The following is a 22,143-nucleotide window of genomic DNA, read 5'->3' as shown; positions in this document are numbered from 1 at the left end:
ACGGAGATGAGCACCGCCCTCCTCCTCGATCCACAACAGACGCAAAGCATCCCATCCTCGGATAGTCTCGCTTCAAGATAATCTGCCAACTGACTAATTAACTGTATAGCGAGGTCCATATGACGAAGATCGACGACCGGAGGGTTCTGGTGGTCGGGGCATCCCGTGGCATCGGGCAGGCCATCGCAGAATATCTGGCGCGGGCCGGGGCGCGGGTCGCCCTGGCCGGACGGAACACCGAAGCACTCGTCGAGTCCGTCCGGGAGTTTCCCGAAACGACGATTGCCATCGGCTGCGACGTGCGTGACGCCGACGACTGCGCCGCGGTGGTCAGCCGAGCGGTACACGGTTTGGGCGGACTCGATGCCGTCGTCTACGCCGTCGGCGCGATCCAGTTCGGCGAGATGGCCGACGCCTCGGTCGAGGACTGGCACGCCGTCTTCGACACCAATGTCATCGGCGCTGCCTTGGTGACCCAGGCCGCGCTGCCGTATCTGACAGCCAATACAGGCAATGCCATCTACCTCTCGTCGGATTCCGCGTCGTACTCGCCGCCGTGGATCGGCATCGGCCCCTACATCTGCAGCAAAGTCGCGCTGGAACGGATGGTGCAGTGCTGGCAGCACGAACAGCCCGACGTGGCGTTCAGCACCATCGCGATCGGGCCCACCACGAGTTCGGTACGCGGCCGACAGCCGGAAGGTGCCCGCTTCGGCGCCGCCTGGCTGGAAAAGGGGCAGATGAACGGCCGCCAGCTCGATCCGTCGGAGCATGCCGCCATGGTCGCGCACGTACTGACCAGCCCCGCACGGATCAGCACGGCCACGATTGTCCCGCGGTGATCCCCTCGGACGCTATTCGAGGTGGTCGTAAGTGGAGACGGTCACTCCCTGTTCGTTTAGCGCGCGGTAGACCGGAGAGGCCCGGGAATACAACTCGGGCCTGAGGTCGCGGTTGTACGCGGTGTCGGCATACTCCCGGATACTCACGATGCGTCCGCCGACAATGCGCAGCACGAAGCAGTAGACCATGTCGTAGGACCGGCCATCGGGCAGTTTCCCGTCGTTGCGCAGTTCGACCACAACCTTGTCGCCCTGAGTCAGGAGATCGACGAGCACGAAGCCCATCGGCGTCGTGTGCACCCCTTGCTCCACCAGCCTCAGTTTCGCCTTGAAACCGATCATCGGATGCTCGCGGTAGGGGTGGGAGCTGCCCCAGTGGGTGCCGTCGTCGTCGAGCAGGTCCAGAGCTTCGTCGAATCGCCCCGCACGCAACGCGGCGAAGAATGACCACGCGATCTCACCGTTCGCCACAGCCGACAGTACAGATTCGTCGAGCCCGTCGGGGGAGGTCACCGAGCGCTCCCCTCCTCGGTCGGTTCCCAGATCGAAGACCGGCGCACATCGCGCGTGCCGAACAGCTCGTTCGAGGTCGGTGGCCGACGGACCCCACGCCCGTCGGCCACCGACCACACGGCGACTCTCACAACGGCGGCGCCGACAGCGCTTTCGCGAATCCCTGATCCGCTGTGGCTCCGAGTCCGCGTTGGGATCAATTGCCGCCCGGACCGGGCAGTACTGCCGTTGCACCTGCGCATGTTCTTTCCTCTGGCCGATCGACCCTCATTCGGGCTTACCGTCACACTGGACGATCAGGTCGCCGCCCCCTCGATCTTCAACTCGATGATCTTCTCCTCGCAGTACCCGAGTTCGCGCAACAGCTCATCGGTGTGCTCGGCGAACTGCGGCGCCCGGCGCAACGCCGGCGGCGTGCGGTCGAACTGAACCGGATTGGCGACCAGCTGGCGCGGATGCCCTTCGGCGTCATCGACGGTCACGATGTACCCGTTGGCGCGAAGCTGTTCATCCAGACCGACCTCCACACTGTTCTGGACCGGCGCCCACTGCCCTTCCAGTGTGCCGAACGCCTCGATCCATTCCGCGAACGATCGGGACACCAGTTCACCCCTCAGGATGTCGGCCGCTGCTGCTGCGTTTGCCATCAGCCCCTCGGCCGAATCGAAGCGAGGGTCATCGGCGAGATCGGCCCGGCCGATGTGTTTGCAGAAATCCCGCCAGTAGCGTCCCGGTTGGAGGAAACTGATGTTGATCCAGCGCCCGTCCGATGTGCGATAGTCACCGGCCAGCGGATTCGTCGGCGCGGTGGCCGGACCGTCACTCAGCGGCGCGATCGGCCGGGAGTTCCCGGTCAGCAACGAGATATCCACGGCCAGGCCCATTGCCCACGCTCCGACGCTGAGTAGCGATACGTCCAATTCCGAAGGCTCACCGGTCTGCGCGCGGGAGAACAGCGCCGCCGCGATCCCACCGGCAATCGTCGTACCGCCGATCGTGTCGCCGTACGCCGGCCCAGGCATCGACATCGGCCGCGGGCTGTCGGCCGGCGTCAACCCCGCGCTGCTGCCCATTCTCGCCCAGTACACATTCGAGTCGAACCCACCTCGAGACGCCTCGGGTCCGTTATCACCGAAAGCGCTGGCACGTACGTAAATGATCTGCGGATTGACCTGGCGAAGCGCATCCACATCGATATTCAGTCGCGCGCGAGAGTCCGGCAGGAAATTCGTGATGAACACGTCGCAGGACCTGGCAAGCTCATCGAGAACCTCACGCCCACCCGCCGTGCCGAGATCCAGGCCGATACTGCGCTTGCCACGGTTGGAATGTTCCATGATCGGATGGAACGAGCCGACCGACTGACCGTTCCACCCTGTTCGCAGCCCGCGTTGCGCGTCGCCGGTCTCGGCGTGTTCAACCTTGATGACATCGGCTCCCCAGTCCGCAAGCACTGCGCCGGCTACCGGCGCGAAGGTGAACTGCGAGACCTCGAGCACGCGAACACCCTCCATTGGGCGGTGGGACATGTCATCTCCTCGGTTTGCCGACGTCCGGCGTCTGAGCCGGTATACTATTTGACTGTATAATTGATTATGTCGATTAGTCCACTATGAACGGAGCAAGAGGCAGTGCACCAGTACAAGGGCCTCTACATTAACGGTGACTGGCTGGTCACACAGGGCGATGTCACCGAGGTGGTGAATCCGGCAACCGAGGAGATCATCGGCACTGTCCCGCTCGGCGGGAGCCGCGAGGCCGAAGCGGCGATCGCGGCAGCCCGCGCAGCGTTCGACAGCGGTCCCTGGCCCGATCTGACGCAGCACGAGCGATGCGACGTGCTCGAGCGATTCCACGATCTGTTGATCACGCGCCAAGACCAACTCGAAGATCTCATCGTGGCCGAATGCGGGGCGACCCGGGCCCTGGCCCGGCTCGCCCACATCGGCATCGCCATGGACCATTTCCGGTTCGCCATGGACGAGGCGCGTCGGCGTGAGGCGATCACTCCGCTATCCCCCCTGGTCAGCGCCGGTCCCGGTGGTCGCGGCATCCTCGGCTCCGCAGTTCTCGTCCGCGAGCCGGTTGGGGTGGTCAGCGCCATCACTGCCTTCAACTACCCCTTCTTGATAAATCTCGCCAAGATCGTGCCCGCGCTGCTGATGGGCAACACGCTTCTGCTCAAACCTTCGCCGTACACCCCTTTGCAGGCATTGTTCCTCGGTGATGTCGCCACCGAAGCTGGAATACCTCCAGGTGTGCTCAATATCGTCACCGGGGGCCCCGAAGTCGGCAGGGCGCTGACCTCCGACCCCCGGGTAGACATGGTCTCCTTCACCGGCTCCGAGCAGATCGGTGCCGTTGTCATGGCGCAGGCTGCGCCGACCATCAAGCGCGTGCAGTTGGAGTTGGGTGGCAAGTCGGCGTTGATCGCCTGCGACGACGTGGATGTCGAGCAGGTCGCCACCCAAGCGGCGACAGGTTTGATCGTGCAGGCCGGACAAGGCTGCGGGTTGTGCTCTCGACTCCTCGTACACCGTTCGATCCTCCCCCGGTTCATCGAGGTGGCGAAGACGGTCCTGGACGGCATCGTCGTCGGAGATCCTGCGGACCCGGCAACCCAGATGGGCCCGTTGATACGCGATGAGCAACGCGCCCGGGTCACCAGCATGGTAGACGCGGCCATCGGTGCCGGTGCCACCGTAGTCACCGGCGGTAACCGACCAGCCCATCTGGCCAAAGGGTACTTCTACTCGCCTACTCTGCTCACCGACGTCCAGAACAGCGACACCATCGCTCAGGATGAGATCTTCGGTCCGGTCGGGGTGGTCATCGGCTTCGATACCGACGACGAAGCCATCGCGCTGGCCAACGATTCCAGGTACGGCCTGTCCGGCGCGGTCTGGTCCGCGGATTCGGGGCGTGCGTTCTCGCTGGCGCGGCGCATACGCACCGGCGCGGTCCGGGTCAATGGCGGCAGTGCGGTGGAGGTTCCCTGGGGCGGCTACAAACGATCGGGCATCGGTCGCGAGTACGGCGCAGAGGGCCTGGACGAATACACCGAAATCAAATCGATCACCTACCGATCCTGATCCGAAGCGAGCAAACAGCATGCGATTAGAAGGCAAAGTCGCCATCATCACCGGCGCGGGGCAGGGCATCGGGAAGACCTATGCGCGCCGGTTCCTCGCAGAGGGCGCCAAGGTGGCGATCGTGGATATCGACGCCGAACGCGGTAAAACGGCCGTTGCCGAACTAGAGGAGTTGGGCGAGGTGACCTTCGTGGCGGCCGATGTCGCTTCGGAGGAATCCACCGAGGACTGCGTGCGCCAGGTGGTCGAGCGCTTCGGACAGGTGGATGTCCTGCTCAACAACGCGGGCCTCTACTACGACATGGACTATGGCGATCAGAGTTACGACTACCTGAAGCGCGTGTTCGACATCAACTGTCACGGTGCCTGGCTGATGAGCCGAGCCGCCACCCCTCACCTGGTCGAGCGCGGCGGCGGCTCGATCATCAATGTGTCCTCGACCGGTGCCTACCTCTATGTGAAGAATCCTCCCGCCGAGTTCTCCGGCATCAGCTCATACGCGTATGCCTGGAGCAAATGGGGCATTGTGGGACTTACCAAGATGTCAGCAGGCGAACTCGGCCGGTGGAATATCCGGGTCAATTGCATCGCACCCGGTGTCACGGTGTCGGACGCGACCAAAAAGCAAGTCCCCGAGGATCGTATCGCCGCGATCACCGCGATGAGCGCGATGAAGCGAACCCTGACTCCCGAGGATCTCACCGGAACCGCGGTGTTCTTCGCCAGCGAGGACTCGGCGCTGGTTACGGGGCAGGTGCTCGTTGTCGACGCCGGCGTCGTTATGCCAGGCTGAGAACAAGAAGTAGGATGCAATCTAATAACTGACCGCTGAATACATTCGGCCGACACTGTTCGAATGCTGTGTCGGCAGATCGGGAGTGCAGACGGTGCCACCAGGTAAACGCCCAGGCCGGCCGACCGGATCCGTAGGGGATGCTACACGTCGTCGAATCATCTCGATCACCATGAAACAGATCGGGGAGCACGGCTACGCCAAGGCGACGCTGAACGCGATCGCTGAAGATGGCGGGCTGACCAGCGGCGCGGTCTATTACTACTTCAAATCGAAGAAAGCACTGGTCAGTGCTGTAATTGCCGAAGTCACCGGCCAACTGCTCGAGCGGTTCGAACGAGCCGCCAATCGCGCGGACACTCTCCAGGGAAAGCTCATCGCCATTCTCGAGGAGACGATCGTGGTCACCGACGAGATGCCCGACCTCGCCAAATTCTCTGTCAGCGTTCGAGTGGACGGCCCGCGCTATCCGGAGTTGCGGCGCGCACTCAGCCACTCGACCAACAGCTATTACGAGTTCTATCGAAGTATCATCGAGCAGGGAGCCGAAGCCGGTGAACTCAGTCCAGGAGTCGACGCCCGCGATGTGGCGGACATGTTCGGCATCATCAGTTTCGGCGTGACGATGCTCACCGTCGAGGTGCCCGGTGAACGACATCGATCGGCCATCCGCACCATCGAGAAGCTTCTCACCGAAGGGGTTTTCGCCCCGACAACATCGGCCGTGCGTGCGGAGCCGGCCGCCAGCTGAGAGCGACTCGCTCCCGACACCCTTCCGGTAAACGGTGCTAGCACAAGGCCGAGTGCTGCCTCAGCACCGGCATTGACTTTTGCTGGTTTTCATAATTAAATTATCGTATAATTGATAATGGACCGCAGGTGAAGGACGGTGCAGATGGCCGGGGTGATCCGCAATGAGGACTTCTCCCTCAACGACGAGCAGGAGGCCCTGCGCGATACCTTCGCGTCGTTTTTTACGAAGGAATGCTCGACCACACGGGTCCGCGCCGCGGAACCGTTGGGATTCGATGCTCAGTTATGGGAGCGCTTGGTCGAACTCGGCGCGACTTCGATGGGTGTCCCGGACAAGCTCGGCGGTGACGGCGCAGACCTACTGGACCTGGTCCTGGTGGCGGAGGAATACGGCCGCGCGCTGGCTCCCGTTCCGTTCATCGAGACAACGGTCGCCGGCCGCCTCCTGGCTTCCACGGTCGATGAGCAGAGCCGACCGTGGCTGGACGCCCTGCTGGCCGGTCGACACGTCATCACTGTCGCCCTGCACGACACGCCTGCTGGACAACGCCAGTTGGTCCCGGCCGGTGCGGTATGCGACGCGGTGCTCGCTCTGGACGCGTCGACACTGGTCCTGCTCGCCGAGCCCGACCCGCCACCCCCGGTGGCCAACCAAGCGTGCGCGCCATTGGCGTGGTGGGCCACCGACGGTGAGCACACCACACGCTTGGCGCTCGCCGAGGGTGCCGACGCCCGTGCGCATTTCGGTCGCGCGCGCAGCGAGTGGAAACTGCTCACGGCGGCCGCGCTGGTCGGACTGGCCGACGCGGTACTGAGTCGGGCCGTGGACCACGCGAAGAACCGTGTCGCATTCGGCGTTCCCATCGGCAGTTTCCAAGCGGTGTCGCACCCCCTGGTCGACGTACTCGCGGGAATCGAATCGGCCCGCAGGTTGGTGAGAAAAGCCGCCTGGTTCGCCGACAACGAACCGGCCGAGGCGGCTCGACTGGTGTCGATGGGATGGGTGCACGCGACCGAGGTCGCCACCCAGGCGGTGCGGGTCGGCTTGCATGTGCACGGCGGCATCGGTTTCACGATGGAGAGCGACATCCAACTGTTCTTCCGGCGAGCGAAGGGATGGGCCACGATCGCAGGCGATCCTCGTCGCGAACTCCAGTCTCTTGCCGCGATTTTGATCGATGAAGGTGGGCGGTGAACTGATGGACTTCCGAGCGATCACCCTGGACCCCGAAACTGAGGCGTTCCGGGAAGAGGTGGTGCGATTCCTCGACAAGCACCTCACAGACGAAGTACTACAGGAAGAGCGGCGCACCGGTAACGGGCACCACCCGCTGTTCCACGCGGCTCTGGCGGCACGCGGCTGGATCCTGCCGATGTGGCCCGTCGACGAGGGGGGTGCCGGGCTCGACCCACTACGGGCACGCATCTTGGCACTGGAGCTCGCGTGGCGAGGTGCGATGTCGGTATCGATCTCCCGACTGATCACCACCACCGTGGCACTCGGACTTCGCGCGCACGCGAGTGATGAGCTGAAGCAGGAAGTCCTGCCCGCGGTCGCCCGCGGCGCCGCGCTGATGTGCTTGGGCTACACCGAACCCGGCTCGGGATCGGATATGGCCGCCGCGAACACCCGATCGATCCGCGAGGACGACCACTGGTTGATCCGTGGACAGAAGATGTTCACCACCGGAGCGCAGAACGCCGACTACGTGTGGCTTCTCACCCGCAGCGATCCGGACGCTCCGAAGAACAAGGGGCTCACCATGTTCCTGGTGCCCCTCGACCTACCCGGTGTCGAGATCACGCCGATCATCACCCTCGGCGGTGAACGAACCAATACCGTCTACTTCGACGATGTGCGGGTCTCCGATCACTACCGGGTCGGCCCGGCCGGACAAGGCTGGCAAGTGGTGGCCGGCGCTCTGGACGCCGAGCACCGAATGGGCAAGATCGAGGACCGGGGTATCGGCGATGACGGCAATCTCGGTACCTGGCAGGGACTTGTGCACCGGCTGACCGACGCCGGACTACGGTGGTCGGCCACCGCGCGGCATCCGGACGGCACCCCGGTGATCGATGACCCACTGGTGCGCGAAAGGCTGGCGCGAGTCGCGCTCGATGCCGAGATCTCATTCCTCACCGGCGGGCCGATGAGCAAGATCGTGACGGCTGAGTCGCTGATCCGCGGTGCGGCCGATCTGGTCGATCTGGTCGGGCCCGCCGGTACTTTGTCCGCCGACGCGGACGGCGCGGTATGCGACGGCGAGATCGAGTTCTTGCACCGCTTCGCGCAGGGCACGGCCATATACGGCGGCTCGATCGAGGTCTTCCACAACTTGCTGGCCGAACGCATGCTCGGACTGCCGCGAGCCCGAATGCGGCCGGCCTGAGAGCAATCGGATCAGAATCTCCCGAAAGGAGCAGGGATGGGCGAATACGAAACCATCCAATATGCCGAACGTGACGGGATTGCCTGGGTCACGCTCAACCGGCCGGCCGTGCTCAATGCCATAGATACCGCTATGCATCGCGAACTCACCGCAGTGTGGGCGGGGTTGCGCGCGAGTGACACCGTCGGATGCGTTGTGCTGACCGGAGCGGGCGACCGGGCCTTCACCACCGGGCGCGACCGTTCGGAGGCACTCGCGACCACCGAGGCGCGGTCTGCCATCGAGCCGCAACGTCGTAGCGGTTTCCAGTCGACCGTTTTCCACGCGGACGGCGACGACCATCGGATCGGACCGAAATCATCGGATCTGTGGATCCCGGTGGTGACAGCGGTCAACGGAATGGCCTGCGGTAGTGCGTCCTTCCTGATCGCCGAATCCGATGTCGTGATCGCCGCCGAAAACGCGACCTTCTTCGATCCACATGTCACCTTCGGTCTCACCGCCGCGTACGAATCCGTACAGATGGCGTACCGAATGCCCTACGGCGAGATCAGCCGAATGGCACTGCTCGGCAGTCACGAACGGCTTTCCGCTCAGCGCGCGCACACCATCGGCCTGGTCTCCGAAGTCGTACCGGCCGAGAAATTGACCGAACGCGCGAATTGGCTCGCGACGACCATTGCCTCGCAACCTCGTCTGCCTGTACAGGCGACAGTCCGGTCGCTGTGGATGGCCCAGGAGCTGACCCGCGCTCAGGCCCTGGACATGGGGTCATCGATGATCGCCCTGGGCAACGAGCCCGAAGCGCGCGAAGAGGGCCTGCGCGCGTTCGCGGCGGGCCGACGCATTCCATGGAGGTTGCGATGAATGAAACGGAAGCGACATCCGGCGGCTGGAACTTTCCCGTGGAGGCGGGTCACATCCTGCAGTTCGCCCGGGCGATCGGCGATCCCAATCCAATCTATTCCGACGCCGAGTATGCCCGTGACAGCGACCTCGGCCATGTCATCGCGCCGCCAACTTTCACCATGGCCGCAGCGCATTTCGACCCCGACTGGCCGCTGCGTCCGGTCCCCGGCCGACCATGGCTCGGTTCGGGCCGCACCCCCAGCGGGACGGCACGAGCCGATGACGACACCGCGGGCAAAGAGGTGCGTCTGCATGCCGAACAACATTACGAGTATCACCGTCACATTCGTCCCGGCGATGTGCTGACCGCGACCGAGCGTCCGGGCAGGAACTGGCAGAAGGACGGGCGCCGCGGCGGTCACATGAATTTCTCCGAAGCGGTCATCGAATACCACGATCAGAACGGTAACCTGGTGATCACCGTCCGTCGTGTCGGCGTCAGCATCGAACGATCAGGGACGGACGGCTGAGATGGTGCTACAAGCCAGCAAACTCACTGTCGGCGACACCGTCGAGCAGGTCGTAGTCGACGGACTGACCAGAACTCAATTGGTGATGTACGCCGGCGCGTCCGGCGACCTGAATCCGCTGCATACCGACGAGGTATACGCGAATCAGGTAGCCGGATTCCCGTCGGTATTCGGCCACGGCATGCTGACGATGGCCATGACAGGCCGCGCTGTCACGGACTACGTCGGCGACGGTCGGCTGCGCAAGTTCGGTGGGCGGTTCAGTGGTCAGGTATGGCCGGGCGATACTCTCACGACTCGCCTAGTCGTCGAATCGATCCACGGCAATGGCGACGAGCATGTGGCAACGCTCACCGTCGTCACTCTCAACGACCATGGCGAGACGGTCTTCTCCGGCTCCGCGGAAGCCCGCGTAGACCCCTAGCACCCCGGCGATCGGCGGATCTGGTCAGCGTGGGTCTCCGCACGCCGTCGCGTTCGAGAGGCGCATGGCTCATGCTGACCACCGCCTGCGGAGAAAGCTCCCCTGCCCGTGTTCGAACCCTAGGGTCGCGCGGCCCCCGCAATGCGCTCGATTGCGACAGGTTGCGGCGGCCGTGTCGTTTCGGAGGATGCAGAGCGTCTCGGTGATCAGCTGCGTGTGAGTCTGTCGATCCTGGAACAAGGGCAGCGAGACGGCCGACACAGGCAATGGCCACCGCGACTTGGGTCTACATCTGCGGCTCACTCTTCGGGACAACGTGGTCAACGAAGCCGGTTCGTCCGCGGTGAACTGCGCGGGGGCGACGGCAGTGACATCGTCCGGTTTGCCGGAACAAGGGATCCAGTGCCGCCCGCGGATGTCACGGAGCGCGGTTGCATCCAGCCACCGGCAAAGCCGAACATCGCCGGAGCGAGGGTGAGTGCGACCAGCACTGCGACGAGAACCGCGCTTGCGGCCGCCGGCCCCACGGTGCTCGAGAAATGGAATACCCACAGCGCATAGCGCCGCAGGTGCGATGATCACAGTGCCGCCTGCGAACACAACCGACGCCCCTGCGGTGATTGTGCTTGCTGAATTCAGCAAGCACAATCAGCGGTGCCGATAGCGATCCCGGCGGCGTCGATCCCACTGCGGCCATTCGACAGTGATCAACAGTTCCTGGCGTGAGGTCACCCGCGGTCACCAGGTCGCCCGGAGCCCGCGAGCGGCGGTGGGCTTCAACCGAGGTACTTCTCGAACACATCTCCAGATCGCAATTGTGCGGGCGTCCCGGCAAAGGTGAGTTCGCCATGAGCCAAGACATAGGCGTGGTCGGCCAGATCGAGCACCTGGCCGATGAACTGGTCGACGACCAATAGCGCGGCGCCCCGAGCGGCCAGCCGCTCCAGGAAACCGAAAACGGTCTCCACTACCTGAGGCGCCAGTCCAAGCGAAGGTTCGTCCACGAGCACTATGCGCGGATCGGTCGTGTAGGCCCGGGCAAGGGCGAGCATCTGTTGCTCGCCACCACTGAGGCTGCCTGCTGTCTGTCCCAGCCGCCGACCCAGAACCGGGAATGCCTCGGTCGCCTTCTCGACGGCTTGTGTCGCATCGCCGCGCCGGACCTGGAGCGCGAGATTCTCCCAAACCGACATCGATTTGAAGACCGCCCTGCCCTCGGGAATCAGGCATACCCCCCGCCGAGCCCGACGGGGCGGGCTTTCCGGTGTGATGTCTGTTCCGAACACCTCGACCCGCCCGTGCGAGACAGGGTTCAGTCCGACGGCCGTGCGCAACAGTGTTGTCTTTCCCGCCCCGTTCGCGCCCAACAGTGCGACCACCGATCCCGTGGGCACCCGCAGTGAGACGTCGCGCAGCACAGTAGTGCTCCCGTAACCGCTTGTGACATCGGTCAATTCCAGAGCCGCGACGTCCTCACCCATGTTCTGCCTCCACAACCAACGCCTGCGGCCGCGCCGGGACGGCGTCGGTGCCGAGGTATGCCGCCCGCACCACGGGACTGTCGCGCACCTGTTCCGGTGTGCCCTCGAAAATCAGCTCACCGAAGTCGAGGACGTAGATGTAGTCGCATAGTTCCATCACCAGCGACATGTCGTGCTCGACAAGCAGAATCGCATCGCCCCGCACCTCGTTGACCTGACGTAGCAGTCGGGCGAACCGAGCCCGTTCCACCCTGTCCAGGCCCGAGGACGGCTCATCGAGCAGCAACACGTCGAACCGCCCGGCCAGGCATCGAGCCAATTCGACAAGTCTGCGATCCCCAGTGGACAGCTCCCCGGCAGGCCGGTCGGCCAGGTGCCCGAGGCCACAGAGTTCCATGGCCCGGCTCGTCGCCATCGCGATCTGCGCGCGATCCGCCGGTCGGCTCAGGAGCTGCCATAGCGGGTTCGCTCCACCGATCGCCGCTTCACGGCCCAAGCCGACATTCTGCTGGACTGTCAGCGAGTCGCCCAGCTCGATGTTCTGGAATGTCCGTCCCAGCCCGAGCCGTCCCCTGACGGCCTGACCGCGTTTGGTGACGTCACGGCCGCGCAAACGAATTCGCCCCGAAGCGGGACGAACCAGACCGGTACAGGCGTTGAAGGTGGTCGTCTTACCCGCGCCGTTCGGCCCGATCAGGCCGGTGATCTGCCCCATTCGGGCACGCAGGGTGAGGTTGTCGATAGCGACCAGTCCACCGTGGCGCACCGTTAGCCCGGATATCTCCAGCGCGGGTTCTCCCGCGACTGCCGGGCGCACCCTGTCCGGAGTCATCGACTCGGCGCGGACCGCTACCCGCACGGCGGTGTCCGCCGCCCGGCGGAATGCGAAACGCTCGAAGAACCGCTGCACCGCCGGTGGCGTGCCGGGCGCACCACCCTGCGCAGCCACCAAGACGGCGAAACCTCCGAAGGCCACATTCAACCAGTTGGTGGCGTCGGCGGATGTGAAGTAGATGGGGACGATCGCGACTCCTGCCGCGGCGATAAACGCATACCACGGCGCCCCGAACGGCGCCAGCGCCAAGACTGCCAGCAATACCAAGGATTGGAAGGATGGATAGGATTCGGCAGTCGCGGTCGTCAACAGCACGCCGAGCAGAGCTCCGGCGATTGCGGCGAAGAACGCCGAAATACAGAACACCAATACCCTGGCCACGCGCAGATCCAGACCCATCGTGGCTATCGCGACCGGGGAGTCGGACATACCGCGCAGCAGACGGCCGAGTCGGGACTCGGTGAGTGCCACGACGATGACTGCGGTCAGGACAACGATGCCGAGAACCACGTAGTAATAGGAGCGGTCGTCTTCGGCGAACGGCGGATACGGCATCAGTCGGCCGAGAGGACTCGTGGTGAACATCCACCCCAGCGGGTACATCATGTATTCCACGGCGATGCCGAAGCCGAAAGTGGCCAGGGCCAAGAACAGCCCGGACAACCTGCTGGCCGGTATGGCGAGCAGAGCGCCCACCGGCACCGCTACCAACCCTGCCGCGAGCAGCGCCAGCAGCCATGGCCAGCCGTGGTCGACGGCGAGTTGCGAGAAGGTGACGGCGCCGACCGCGGCGAACGCCATATGCGCCAGCGAAACCTGGCCGGACGTGCGGACGAGCAGACCCAGCGACAGCAGCAGCATGACCTGGATCAGGCCGTTGGTATAGCTGGTGATGTCGTATCCGACGATCCAGGGCAAGAAGATCAGCAGCGTCAACACGGCGAGCGAAGCCACGATTCGCACGCCTGCCGGTGCCCGCCACGTCGCAGGCAGTTGCGCACGTTCCACTGCCGAAACCAATTTGCGCCGCGGCAGAATCAACAGGACGGCGAACAAGACATAGAAGGGTAGAGCCGAGGGGAACCCTGCCAGGATCGCGTCGAACGATGCCCATTTGGTGACCAGCGCGGCGGCGACGCCTATCACACAGCCGCCGAGGTAGGCCACCGGCAGGCTGGCGAACGCGCCGATCGCGGCCGCCCCGAAAGCCTGCACGATCAGGTAGGTCAGAACCACCGCGTCGAGGCTTATATTCGGCGCGATCAGCACACCTGCCAGCAGTGCGAGCATCGTTCCGATCACCCAGGCGATCCGGCGCACGGTCGCGGGGTCGCGACCGGTCAGCGCGAGCAACTCGGCGTCGTCGACGACGCTCCGCATCGCCTTGCCGACAGTCGTGCGACGCATGAACAGATACAGCACGATCGCGGCGGCCACGCCGACTGCCACGGTGATCACCTGCGCCCAGCTCACTGCCGCGCCCAGAACCTCGAACGTCCCGGTGGGTAGGAACTGCGGCACGGTGACCGAACCGGCCGGATACTTGATGGTGGCCAGCCCCTGAACAACCAGGATGATGCCGATAGTGCCCACGACTTTGAAGACGGTGCCTGCCGTGGCAAGCCGACGGGCGAGCAGTTCCATTCCCAAACCGAGAACCGGGCCGAGCACGCCGACCACGACCAGGACGGCGAGCCACCACGGCCAGTGGTTTGTGCCATAGAGCCAGTAGAAGAAGTACGCACCGGTTGCCGCCAACGCGCCATGGGCGAAGTTGAACAATCCCGATGTCTTGTAGGTGAGAACCAGGCCGAGAGCAGCCATGCCGTAAATCGAGCCGCTGGTCAGTCCCAAGACAATGTAGGGGAGATATTCGCTCATCTCAGACCGTCACATCCACACAGAGAGGGCGAATGTCATCGGGTATGACGTACTCGCCGTCATCGATACCTGCCGCGAAATAACAGTTGAGTGCAGGCTGCGGCCCCTTGCCCGCATTGAAGCCCCCCAAGGTGTTCGGGAGCAGACCACCGAGGTTCTCATCGTGCAGCGCCGCCATCGCGGCGAGCACACCAGCTGCGGTCGGCTCGGCGTCGGCCTGGGTCATCGCCTTCCGGAAAACCTCTAGCGCGGCGAACGAGGCGATCGAGGTGAATCTGCGCCAACTCTCCTGGGACACGTAGGTGTTCTCCAGTTTCTTGTACTCGTCCAGGGCGGGATGATCCGCGAACCAGGGCAACGTGTAACTGTCGCCGAAGACCTGCAGTCCGGGAATGCTGAGCAGAGCCGGGTCCCAGGCGAGGGTGTCGATACCGTATTTCGGCTGATAGCCCTGCTGCTGACAGTCTCGTATGACCCGCGTCGTCACCATCATCGGCAGACCCAGTTGCACGTAGTCGACGCCTGCCTGTTTGAAGGCCAGACACTGAGCGGCATAGCTGGGTGCTCCTGCTGCCACCTTGATCGAGCCGAAGTAGTCCAGGCCCAGTTTCGGTGACACGGTCGACCAGACATTCGTCACGTCACAGGCGGGCGATTCCGCGCAGATGAGGCCGGCCCACTTCTTGGCTCCACTCGCCTCGGCGGTCATTGCTTTGGCGATTACCGAGTTCGGGGGTGTCCGGCTCAGTGGAATGAAAACCGGGCTTTGTGTCCACTTGGGCGTGTTGGGAATCGCCGTCATACTCGGGATCTTGCGTTGCGCGAGAATCGGCTCGGCTCCATCACTGACCGAGGAGAAATTGCCGACCAGCGCGATCACCCTGTCCTTGTTGACGAGTCGGCGTACACGGGAGATGCCGGTCGCGGCCGAGGAGCCGTCGTCGGCCACGATCACCTTGACGTGGCGGCCATTGATCCCGCCCTGCGTTTGGTTGACCCAGGACGCCCACCCCTGGGCCAGCTCCGGCAGGCCCTTGGCGGTGGCGGCGAGCGCACCCGTCTCGCTCGCGACCAATCCGATGACGATATCGTCCGCGTTCTGTCCCATACCGTTTCCGCACGCCGTCAGCAGTACGGCGGCTCCAGTCACGACGGCGACGGATCCGTAGCGGCCGCGTAGCCATCGGCCTACCCGAGAGAGAGTCCCCATTCGATAACCTGCGCCTCACCGTGCCAGCTCGAGCGAGCATGAAACATACTATTCGACTTATTAATTGGTGTGCAGCAACATACTCGAGCTGTCCGGTTTCTTCGCGATACCCGGTCGGGCAAGTCACCGCGCGATCGATCTTCGACTCGACGGGCTCCTTCGGCGCGGTCCCATTTCGGCGGCCGACTCACCTCGTGTCCCAGAGCAGCAAGGGCCCGACACCGTCCGCTGAGCAACGGTCAGATCCCCATGGCACGCGGTTGATCCCCGCGGCCACAAGTTCTCCGGTACTCAGGCCTCACTTGGTCACTGACGGTCGCATCTACGACTCGATCTCCGACGCCCGAAACTTATACTCGGACAACATCTTCAACACCACGATGGCCGGAAGGCCGTCGGCACGCCCAGCCGAACAGGGCCTGTATCACGCCGTACGACGGCCTGTATCGCGCCGTACGACGTCGCCCCTGTGGATCGCGCTGAACGTGTCAGACTTCAGCCCCGGCGGACGCACCGAATTCTGCCCGCGGCGATCCATGGGCGTCCAAAGCCGCTTGGGCACTGTCGATCAGGTCTGCGATCTCCCCCATCCTGGACGTGAACCCGGGCGAACAAGCCGCGAACAACTCTTGGCCACGCGCCTGCAACTCCTCGATCTGCCATTGCCCCGGCTCGGCCCGTTGGATGACCTCGGCGGGAGTCCAGCCCTCGTAACGCTGCACAACGCCGCCGAACACTCCGAACACCTGTCCGGTGATGTCGGCCGCCGCGTCACTGCACAGGTACGCCACGAAGGGCCCGATGTTGTCGGGATGTTTGAGATGCCACCCGTCCGGCGCTTCCTGGTCGCCCAGCCGCCCGCCCGCCTCGGTGAGCCTGGTCCGAGCCGTTGGGCACACTGCGTTCACGCTCACTCCGTAGCGCGCCATTTCCATGGAGGTCACTTGAGTCATGGCCGCGATACCCGCTTTGGCCGCAGCGTAGCTGGTCTGTCCGACCATACCGAAAGCCCCAGAGGATGACGAGGTGTTGACGATGCGGCCCACTACCGGCCGGCCCGCCTTGTGTTCGCCACGCCAGTAGGCGCACGCATGTCGAGTCGTCCAGAGGTGTCCGTAGAGGTGGACCCCGATCACCGCTTCGACATCCTCAGGAGACAAGTTGTAGACCATCCGGTCCCGAAGGATGCCCGCGTTGTTGACCAGGATGTCCAGTCGGCCGAACTCATCGATGGCCTGACGAATCAGGTCGCCTGCTCGGTCGAAGTCCGCGATGCTGTCGTAGTTGGCCACCGCCCGTCCACCCGCCGCGACGATCTCGTCCACGACTTGCTGGGCCGGACGCTGATCGGTGCCGCCACCGTCCCCTGCCGCACCGACGTCATTGACTACAACCGCCGCGCCGTGGCCGGCCAGCGCCAACGCCTCGCCGCGTCCGATACCGCGCCCCGCACCGGTGACTATCGCCACCTTGCCGCTCAGCATTCCCATTGCCGTCTCCTTATATGATCGGGTCAGCCCGTTACATTCACGGGAACGTGGGAGTAGCCACTGACGTTGGCGGCGGTCACCCGCTTGCATCCGGCCTCGTCGACCGTGTGGTTCGGCCAGCGGCGGGCGATCTCCTCGAACGCGATTCGGCTCTCCAACCGGGCGAGCGCCGCACCGAGGCAAGCATGGATGCCGTGCCCGAACTGCACCGAGACCGGATGTTGGCGCGTGACGTCGAACTGGTCAGCGTTCGGGAACACGCGCTCGTCGCGGCAGGCGGATCCGGTGAGTAGCAGAACGGGAACACCGGCCGGGATGACCTCGCCGGCGTACTCCGCCTCCCGAGTGGTGTAGCGGCCCACGTACTGCGCGGGCGCCCAGTAGCGGATGACTTCCTCGACCGCCTGGGGGATCACGTAAGGATCGTCGATGACTTTCTGCCATTCGGCGGGATTGCGGTGGAACAACACCGCACCGTTGCCGATGGCCTTGGTGACGGTCTCACTGCCCGCCCCGCCGAGAAGCACCCCGAACGAGGAGATCTCCTGATCGGTGAGCCGGGTGGAGCCACCTTCCGCATCATCGCGGTCGACAGTGACCTCGACCAAGCGCGTCATCATGTCCTCAGCGGGATGGCGCCGTTTGTACTGGGCGAGTTCGTGGAAATACTCGTGCAGCGAAAGGTATGCGGCGACGCCCTCCGGCGAAGGGGTGTGCTCGCCGGGTTCCCGATGCACCACCAGGTCGAACCAGTGCCTCAGCTGCTCCCGGTCGGAGTGCGGAACCCCGAGCATCCCGGAGATCACCTGGATCGGAAACGGCGCGGAGAAGTCGGCGACGATGTCGAACGAGCCCCGATCGGTGAGCTCGTCCAAGTAGCCGCCGATGATCTCCCGGATCATCGGCTCCAGCTCGGCCACCGCGCGGGGCGTGAACACCCGGCTCACCAGCTTCCGCTGACGTGTGTGTTCCGGCTCGTCCATACCGATGATGCTCGACCGGTTCACGAAGTCGGGATTGAGTAGATCCCACAGGCGCACGCCGTGCGCGCTACTCAGCACAGCCGCGTCGCGATGCCCCCTCAAGACATCCTCGTAGCGGGACAGCGCGTAGAAGCCATAGCGCTCGTTGAAGTACACCGGCGAATGGTCGCGAAGTTCGCGGTACACCGGATACGGATCGTCGAAGAATTCCTCCGACAACGGATCGAACTCGATGTTGCCATTGGTCACCGCACTCGGCATCCGACCCACTCCTCACTCGTAACACCCTGTCGGGTCCTCAGGACAGGATAATATAACGGTCATCCAATTACTGCGGAACCGCACACGTACGTGTTTCAGCGGTCACGGAAAGGGGCGTCCCGATCGGACTCGGGCTCCCGAGGCAGTCCGAGCACCCGATCGCCGATGATGTTCTTCTGCACCTCGTCGGTGCCCCCGGCGATAGATCGCGCCGGCACGCTCAACAGCATGTCGGCCCACGCCGCCCCGCCCCGATCATCGTCTTGCTTCCACGCCGCGGTGCGAGCACCACTCATCTCGGCCGCGAGTGCGGCGAGTGCCTTGTCCGAGCGCGCCGTGGCCAATTTACCCACCGACCCCTCCGGCCCCGGCGCGGCTCCACGCAGGACAGCGTCACGGACGCGCTGGCCGATCAGCCCGACAATCGTATGCTCGATGTACACCCTGGCCAGCCGGTCACGCACGACCGGATCGTGGTATCTGCCCGCGGCCCGGGCAAGTTCGAAGAGGTTCGCCAGACCCGCCTTCCGTTCGGAGTCGCCCCCTCCACCGAGAGCAACCCGTTCGTTCATCAGCGTCGTGATCGCGGTCCGCCAACCTTCGTTGACCTGCCCCACCACATTGCCCGCCGGAATACGCAGATCATCGAAGAAGACCTCGTTGAAGTGCTCGGCGCCGTTCATCTGACGCAGCGGTCTGACCGTCACACCCGGTGCGCGCATGTCGACGATGAACATCGTCAGGCCACGATGCTTCGGCAGTTCGGGCGCGGTGCGGGCGAGAAGCAACCCGAAGTCGCTGTAATGCGCCCCCGAACTCCACACTTTCTGTCCGTTGACGACCCAATGGTCACCGTCGAGCACCGCACTCGATCCGATCGCGGCGAGATCGGAGCCCGCGCCTGGTTCGGAGAAGAGTTGACACCAGATCTCCGCACCGCGCAGCATCGGTTCGATGTATCGACGCTTCTGCGGCTCGGTGCCGTGAGCCAACACTGTCGGCCCGCACATTCCGAAAGTGATACTGAAGACGAACCCCGTGGGCAGATCGAACGGCGCGGCAGCCTCCGCCAGCGCGATCTCGTGCGAGACGGTCAGCTCGTGGCCACCGTAGGGCCGTGGCCAACGCAGCCCGGTCAGCCCCGCCGCGAACAGCTCGGACTGGAAAAGCTTGGCCGCGATGACCAGATCGCGTTCGCGTTCGCGGGTGACTTCCTGCTGGGCCACGGCCCAGCCCTCGGGCGACCGTCGCGGGGCATGCGCGTCCAGCCAGACCGCGGCCCGATCGCGAAACGCCTCAACACTTTCGACACCCAACATTTCTTGCTGCGACATCCAAGAATTATATCATCAATTAATTTTAGCAAAAGGTGGCGCCGGGTCAGCGAGTCAGCAGCAGACATCCTCCGAGCGGACCACCGCCCGCCGCTGCCACCGCGACCTCGACATCGGGCACTTGACGTAGGCCTGCCTGCCGCCTGACCTGCAGGCACGCCTCGTGCAACAGCCAATAGCCGTGCAACCGCCCAGCCGAGAGCTGCCCGCCGTATGTATTCAGCGGCAGGCGTCCACCCAATCGGATGTCGGCTCCCCCCTCGACGAACGGGCCGCCCTCACCGGCCGGGCAGAATCCGAGAGCTTCCAGCCAGTCGAGGGTGAGGATCGAGAAACCGTCGTAGAGTTCCGCGACGTCCACGTCGGTCGGCTTCAGATCCGTACGTGACCACATCTGCGCCGCGGCGTCCCACGCCGCGCCACGCGGGTAGTCCTTGCCCTGATCCCAGGACGGTCGGCCGCGCAATCCGCAGCCGACCGCCGCGAGCCGAACCGGAGGCGCCGCGCAATCCGGCGCGTAGTCGGCCGCCGAGACGACCACGGCCACGGAACCGTCGACGGGAACGTCGCAGTCGTAGAGGCCGAGCGGGTCACTGATGGGTCGAGCGTCGAGGTAATCGGCCATCGACATCGGCGCCCGATAAACGGCTTGTTCGTTGAGGGACGCGTGGTGCCGAGCCGTCAAGGCGATCCAGCCCAACTGCTCACGGGTCGTTCCATACTCGTGCATGTGCCTGCGCGCGATCATCGCCGCCATATTGACCGCCGAATACTCGTGGAACGGCAGCATCCACTCGCGCATGCCGGTCACTTCTCCCGACATCGTCACCGCACCGCCCTTCATAAGCACGGTCCGGTAGACCAGCACGTGCCGGACCAACCCGCTCGCTACCGCAATCGCGGCATTGACCACCGCGCCCAACTGTGCGCCCGACGCGTTGCCGTCCTCGGCCGAGCTACCGGTCACGCCCCAGCCGAGGCCGAGCCCCAGCGCGTCCTGCACCTCCGGCCGAGGCGTGTCTCCCACGGTGGCCAAGCCGTCGATATCGGCCGGGACGAGTCCGGCGTCGGCGATCGCCGCCCGCGCGGCCGCGATGGTCATCTCCAGCCCCGACTGACCGGTGCGTCGACCGACATGGGACATACCCAGTCCCGAGATGATGACCCGCTGCTCGAATCTCTCGCTCATATCGACCTTCCAGAGGCGTCGGGCCGGAACACCGGAACGAAGACCTCGCCGGTTCGCTCGAAGTCGACGTAAACCGGCATGGAGATCTCGATATCCTCGGGTGCGCAACCGACCAGGTTCGTGGTGAGTCGAAGTCCTTGCTGCTCGACCAGTTCGACGAGTGCGACGACGTAGGGCACCTCGACGCCGGGGCGCCACGGGTGGCGGTTGACGGTATAGGTGAGCACATGTCCCCGGCCGCTGACCGCCGCTACCTCCACCTTCTCCGAGAGACAAGCACGGCAGACCGGGCGGGGCGGATGGAGGTACAGGCCGCAGTTCACGCAGCGCAGAAACTGCAGCAGACCCTCGGCTCCGCCCGTCCAGAAATGCCGATTCAGGTCGGTGACCAGCGGTGCAATGCGATCCTCGCTCATTTTCGCCTCACCATCCTGTGAAGTGCGCGGGTCGACGCTCGCGGAAGCTGACGATGCCCTCGACCGCGTCCCGAGTGCCCTTGTTGATCTCCACCGCGGCCGCCTCGTCGCGCAGCGCCACCTCCCAGGGAGATTCGAACGATCGGTTGAGCAACGACTTGGCGAGACCGATCGCGGTTGTCGGGCCCTCGGCGAGCCGCTGCGCCCATGCCAGCGCGGCGCCTTCGAGTTCGCCCGTGGCCACCACGCGATTGACCAGCCCCAAACGCTCGGCGTCGCGCGCCGAGACGGCGTCGCCGAAGAACACCAACTCCTTGGCGCGTTGTAGACCGACCAGACGGGGAAGCAACCACAGTCCACCCGAATCCGGCAGGATCCCGCGGCGTACGAACACTTCGATGAAACGGGCCTCCTCCGTCGCGATCACCAGGTCGCTGGCGAAGGCCAGATGCGCGCCGATGCCGGCTGCCGTCCCGTTGACCGCGGCCAGTACCGGCTTCTCGCAGTTGAGCACAGCATCGATCATCCGCTGCGCACCTGTTCGCAAGCTGCGCATGGTCGCCCCGGCGGGTCGCTCCGGGGCCCCCTTCGGCGGATCCAACACCGGGGACGGCAGGGGCGCACGTAGATCGGCGCCTGTGCAGAACGCGTCACCCGCACCCGTGATGACCACCGCGCGTATCCCGGGCGAGGCATTGGCGTGCCCGAGCAGCTCGATGACACGGGCGCGATGCCGCGGACCGATCGCGTTGCCGACCTCGGGACGGTTGATCGTGATCCACGAGACCGAACCCGACATGTGGTGTCTGATCTCGTCGCCGCCCGACGGTGCCGAGTCCTCGTCTGTCATCACGACCGCTCTCTGTTGTCGAATAAA

Annotated in this window: 20 protein-coding genes and 1 pseudogene; 9 read left to right on the top strand and 12 right to left on the bottom strand. The window is 64.5% G+C overall.

Going from position 1 to position 22,143, the window contains the following annotated elements:
• Positions 1-119 precede the first annotated feature (119 nt).
• Positions 120-842, top strand: coding sequence for an SDR family oxidoreductase (locus tag DAT37_RS25955; protein WP_109527493.1), 723 nt, complete (start codon positions 120-122; stop codon positions 840-842).
• Positions 843-854: 12 nt separating this feature from the next.
• On the opposite strand, the gene DAT37_RS25950 is transcribed toward DAT37_RS25955, so the two are convergent.
• A complete protein-coding gene (locus DAT37_RS25950; RefSeq protein WP_157978700.1) occupies positions 855-1,355 on the bottom strand; it encodes a nuclear transport factor 2 family protein in 501 nt (166 codons plus the stop codon).
• Positions 1,356-1,651: 296 nt separating this feature from the next.
• Positions 1,652-2,884 (bottom strand): CaiB/BaiF CoA transferase family protein, encoded by a 1,233-nt coding sequence (locus DAT37_RS25945; RefSeq protein ID WP_232839996.1) that lies wholly within the window; start codon positions 2,882-2,884, stop codon positions 1,652-1,654.
• A gap of 102 nt (positions 2,885-2,986) precedes the next feature.
• Here DAT37_RS25945 and DAT37_RS25940 point away from each other — a divergent pair, with 102 nt between their 5' ends.
• The 8 genes from DAT37_RS25940 to DAT37_RS25905 all read left to right on the top strand — a co-directional run bounded on the left by DAT37_RS25940 (position 2,987) and on the right by DAT37_RS25905 (position 10,186).
• The gene (locus DAT37_RS25940; protein WP_109527490.1) at positions 2,987-4,447 is read left to right on the top strand and encodes an aldehyde dehydrogenase family protein; all 1,461 of its coding nucleotides are present in this window, start codon (positions 2,987-2,989) and stop codon (positions 4,445-4,447) included.
• 19 nt (positions 4,448-4,466) lie between these two features.
• Positions 4,467-5,240 carry an SDR family NAD(P)-dependent oxidoreductase gene (locus DAT37_RS25935; RefSeq protein ID WP_109527489.1) on the top strand — a complete coding sequence of 258 codons (774 nt, stop codon included), beginning with the start codon at positions 4,467-4,469 and terminating at the stop codon, positions 5,238-5,240.
• Positions 5,241-5,325: 85 nt separating this feature from the next.
• Positions 5,326-5,991 (top strand): TetR/AcrR family transcriptional regulator, encoded by a 666-nt coding sequence (locus DAT37_RS25930; protein WP_332873356.1) that lies wholly within the window; start codon positions 5,326-5,328, stop codon positions 5,989-5,991.
• Positions 5,992-6,135: 144 nt separating this feature from the next.
• Positions 6,136-7,188, top strand: coding sequence for an acyl-CoA dehydrogenase family protein (locus DAT37_RS25925; RefSeq protein ID WP_157978699.1), 1,053 nt, complete (start codon positions 6,136-6,138; stop codon positions 7,186-7,188).
• 4 nt (positions 7,189-7,192) lie between these two features.
• A complete protein-coding gene (locus DAT37_RS25920) occupies positions 7,193-8,383 on the top strand; it encodes an acyl-CoA dehydrogenase family protein (protein ID WP_198654430.1) in 1,191 nt (396 codons plus the stop codon).
• 36 nt (positions 8,384-8,419) lie between these two features.
• Complete coding sequence (locus DAT37_RS25915) at positions 8,420-9,250, top strand: enoyl-CoA hydratase/isomerase family protein (protein WP_109527485.1); 831 nt, start codon at positions 8,420-8,422, stop codon at positions 9,248-9,250.
• Positions 9,235-9,762 (top strand): FAS1-like dehydratase domain-containing protein, encoded by a 528-nt coding sequence (locus DAT37_RS25910; RefSeq protein WP_198654429.1) that lies wholly within the window; start codon positions 9,235-9,237, stop codon positions 9,760-9,762. Before DAT37_RS25915 ends, DAT37_RS25910 begins: the two co-directional genes overlap by 16 nt.
• Position 9,763: 1 nt before the next feature.
• Positions 9,764-10,186 carry a MaoC/PaaZ C-terminal domain-containing protein gene (locus DAT37_RS25905; protein ID WP_109527483.1) on the top strand — a complete coding sequence of 141 codons (423 nt, stop codon included), beginning with the start codon at positions 9,764-9,766 and terminating at the stop codon, positions 10,184-10,186.
• Between the two features lie 443 nt (positions 10,187-10,629).
• Here DAT37_RS25905 and DAT37_RS46480 read toward each other — a convergent pair.
• The 10 genes and pseudogenes from DAT37_RS46480 to DAT37_RS25855 form a co-directional block, all read right to left on the bottom strand.
• Positions 10,630-10,804, bottom strand: a pseudogene (locus DAT37_RS46480) (MMPL family transporter); the annotation flags it as partial.
• Positions 10,805-10,962: 158 nt separating this feature from the next.
• Complete coding sequence (locus DAT37_RS25895; RefSeq protein ID WP_109527509.1) at positions 10,963-11,667, bottom strand: ABC transporter ATP-binding protein; 705 nt, start codon at positions 11,665-11,667, stop codon at positions 10,963-10,965.
• Entirely contained in the window at positions 11,660-14,383 is a 2,724-nt protein-coding gene (locus DAT37_RS25890; RefSeq protein ID WP_109527482.1) for an ABC transporter permease subunit, read from the bottom strand. The genes DAT37_RS25895 and DAT37_RS25890 overlap by 8 nt, the downstream gene beginning before the upstream one ends.
• A gap of 1 nt (position 14,384) precedes the next feature.
• The gene (locus DAT37_RS25885) at positions 14,385-15,593 is read right to left on the bottom strand and encodes an ABC transporter substrate-binding protein (RefSeq protein WP_109527481.1); all 1,209 of its coding nucleotides are present in this window, start codon (positions 15,591-15,593) and stop codon (positions 14,385-14,387) included.
• A gap of 488 nt (positions 15,594-16,081) precedes the next feature.
• Entirely contained in the window at positions 16,082-17,083 is a 1,002-nt protein-coding gene (locus DAT37_RS25880) for an SDR family NAD(P)-dependent oxidoreductase (protein WP_408637438.1), read from the bottom strand.
• Between the two features lie 23 nt (positions 17,084-17,106).
• On the bottom strand, positions 17,107-18,327 hold the full coding sequence (locus DAT37_RS25875; protein WP_109527480.1) for a cytochrome P450: 1,221 nt from the start codon (positions 18,325-18,327) through the stop codon (positions 17,107-17,109).
• A gap of 95 nt (positions 18,328-18,422) precedes the next feature.
• Positions 18,423-19,661 carry an acyl-CoA dehydrogenase family protein gene (locus DAT37_RS25870; RefSeq protein WP_109527479.1) on the bottom strand — a complete coding sequence of 413 codons (1,239 nt, stop codon included), beginning with the start codon at positions 19,659-19,661 and terminating at the stop codon, positions 18,423-18,425.
• Between the two features lie 46 nt (positions 19,662-19,707).
• The gene (locus DAT37_RS25865) at positions 19,708-20,850 is read right to left on the bottom strand and encodes a thiolase family protein (RefSeq protein WP_109527478.1); all 1,143 of its coding nucleotides are present in this window, start codon (positions 20,848-20,850) and stop codon (positions 19,708-19,710) included.
• Entirely contained in the window at positions 20,847-21,266 is a 420-nt protein-coding gene (locus tag DAT37_RS45675; RefSeq protein WP_109527477.1) for a Zn-ribbon domain-containing OB-fold protein, read from the bottom strand. The genes DAT37_RS25865 and DAT37_RS45675 overlap by 4 nt, the downstream gene beginning before the upstream one ends.
• A 7-nt stretch (positions 21,267-21,273) precedes the next feature.
• A complete protein-coding gene (locus tag DAT37_RS25855) occupies positions 21,274-22,116 on the bottom strand; it encodes an enoyl-CoA hydratase/isomerase family protein (protein WP_109527476.1) in 843 nt (280 codons plus the stop codon).
• Positions 22,117-22,143: the final 27 nt, after the last annotated feature.

The organism is Nocardia aurea, assembly GCF_003123685.1.
GTDB classification, from domain to species: Bacteria; Actinomycetota; Actinomycetes; order Mycobacteriales; family Mycobacteriaceae; genus Nocardia; species Nocardia aurea.
This window is presented reverse-complemented; position numbering and strand designations above follow the sequence as displayed.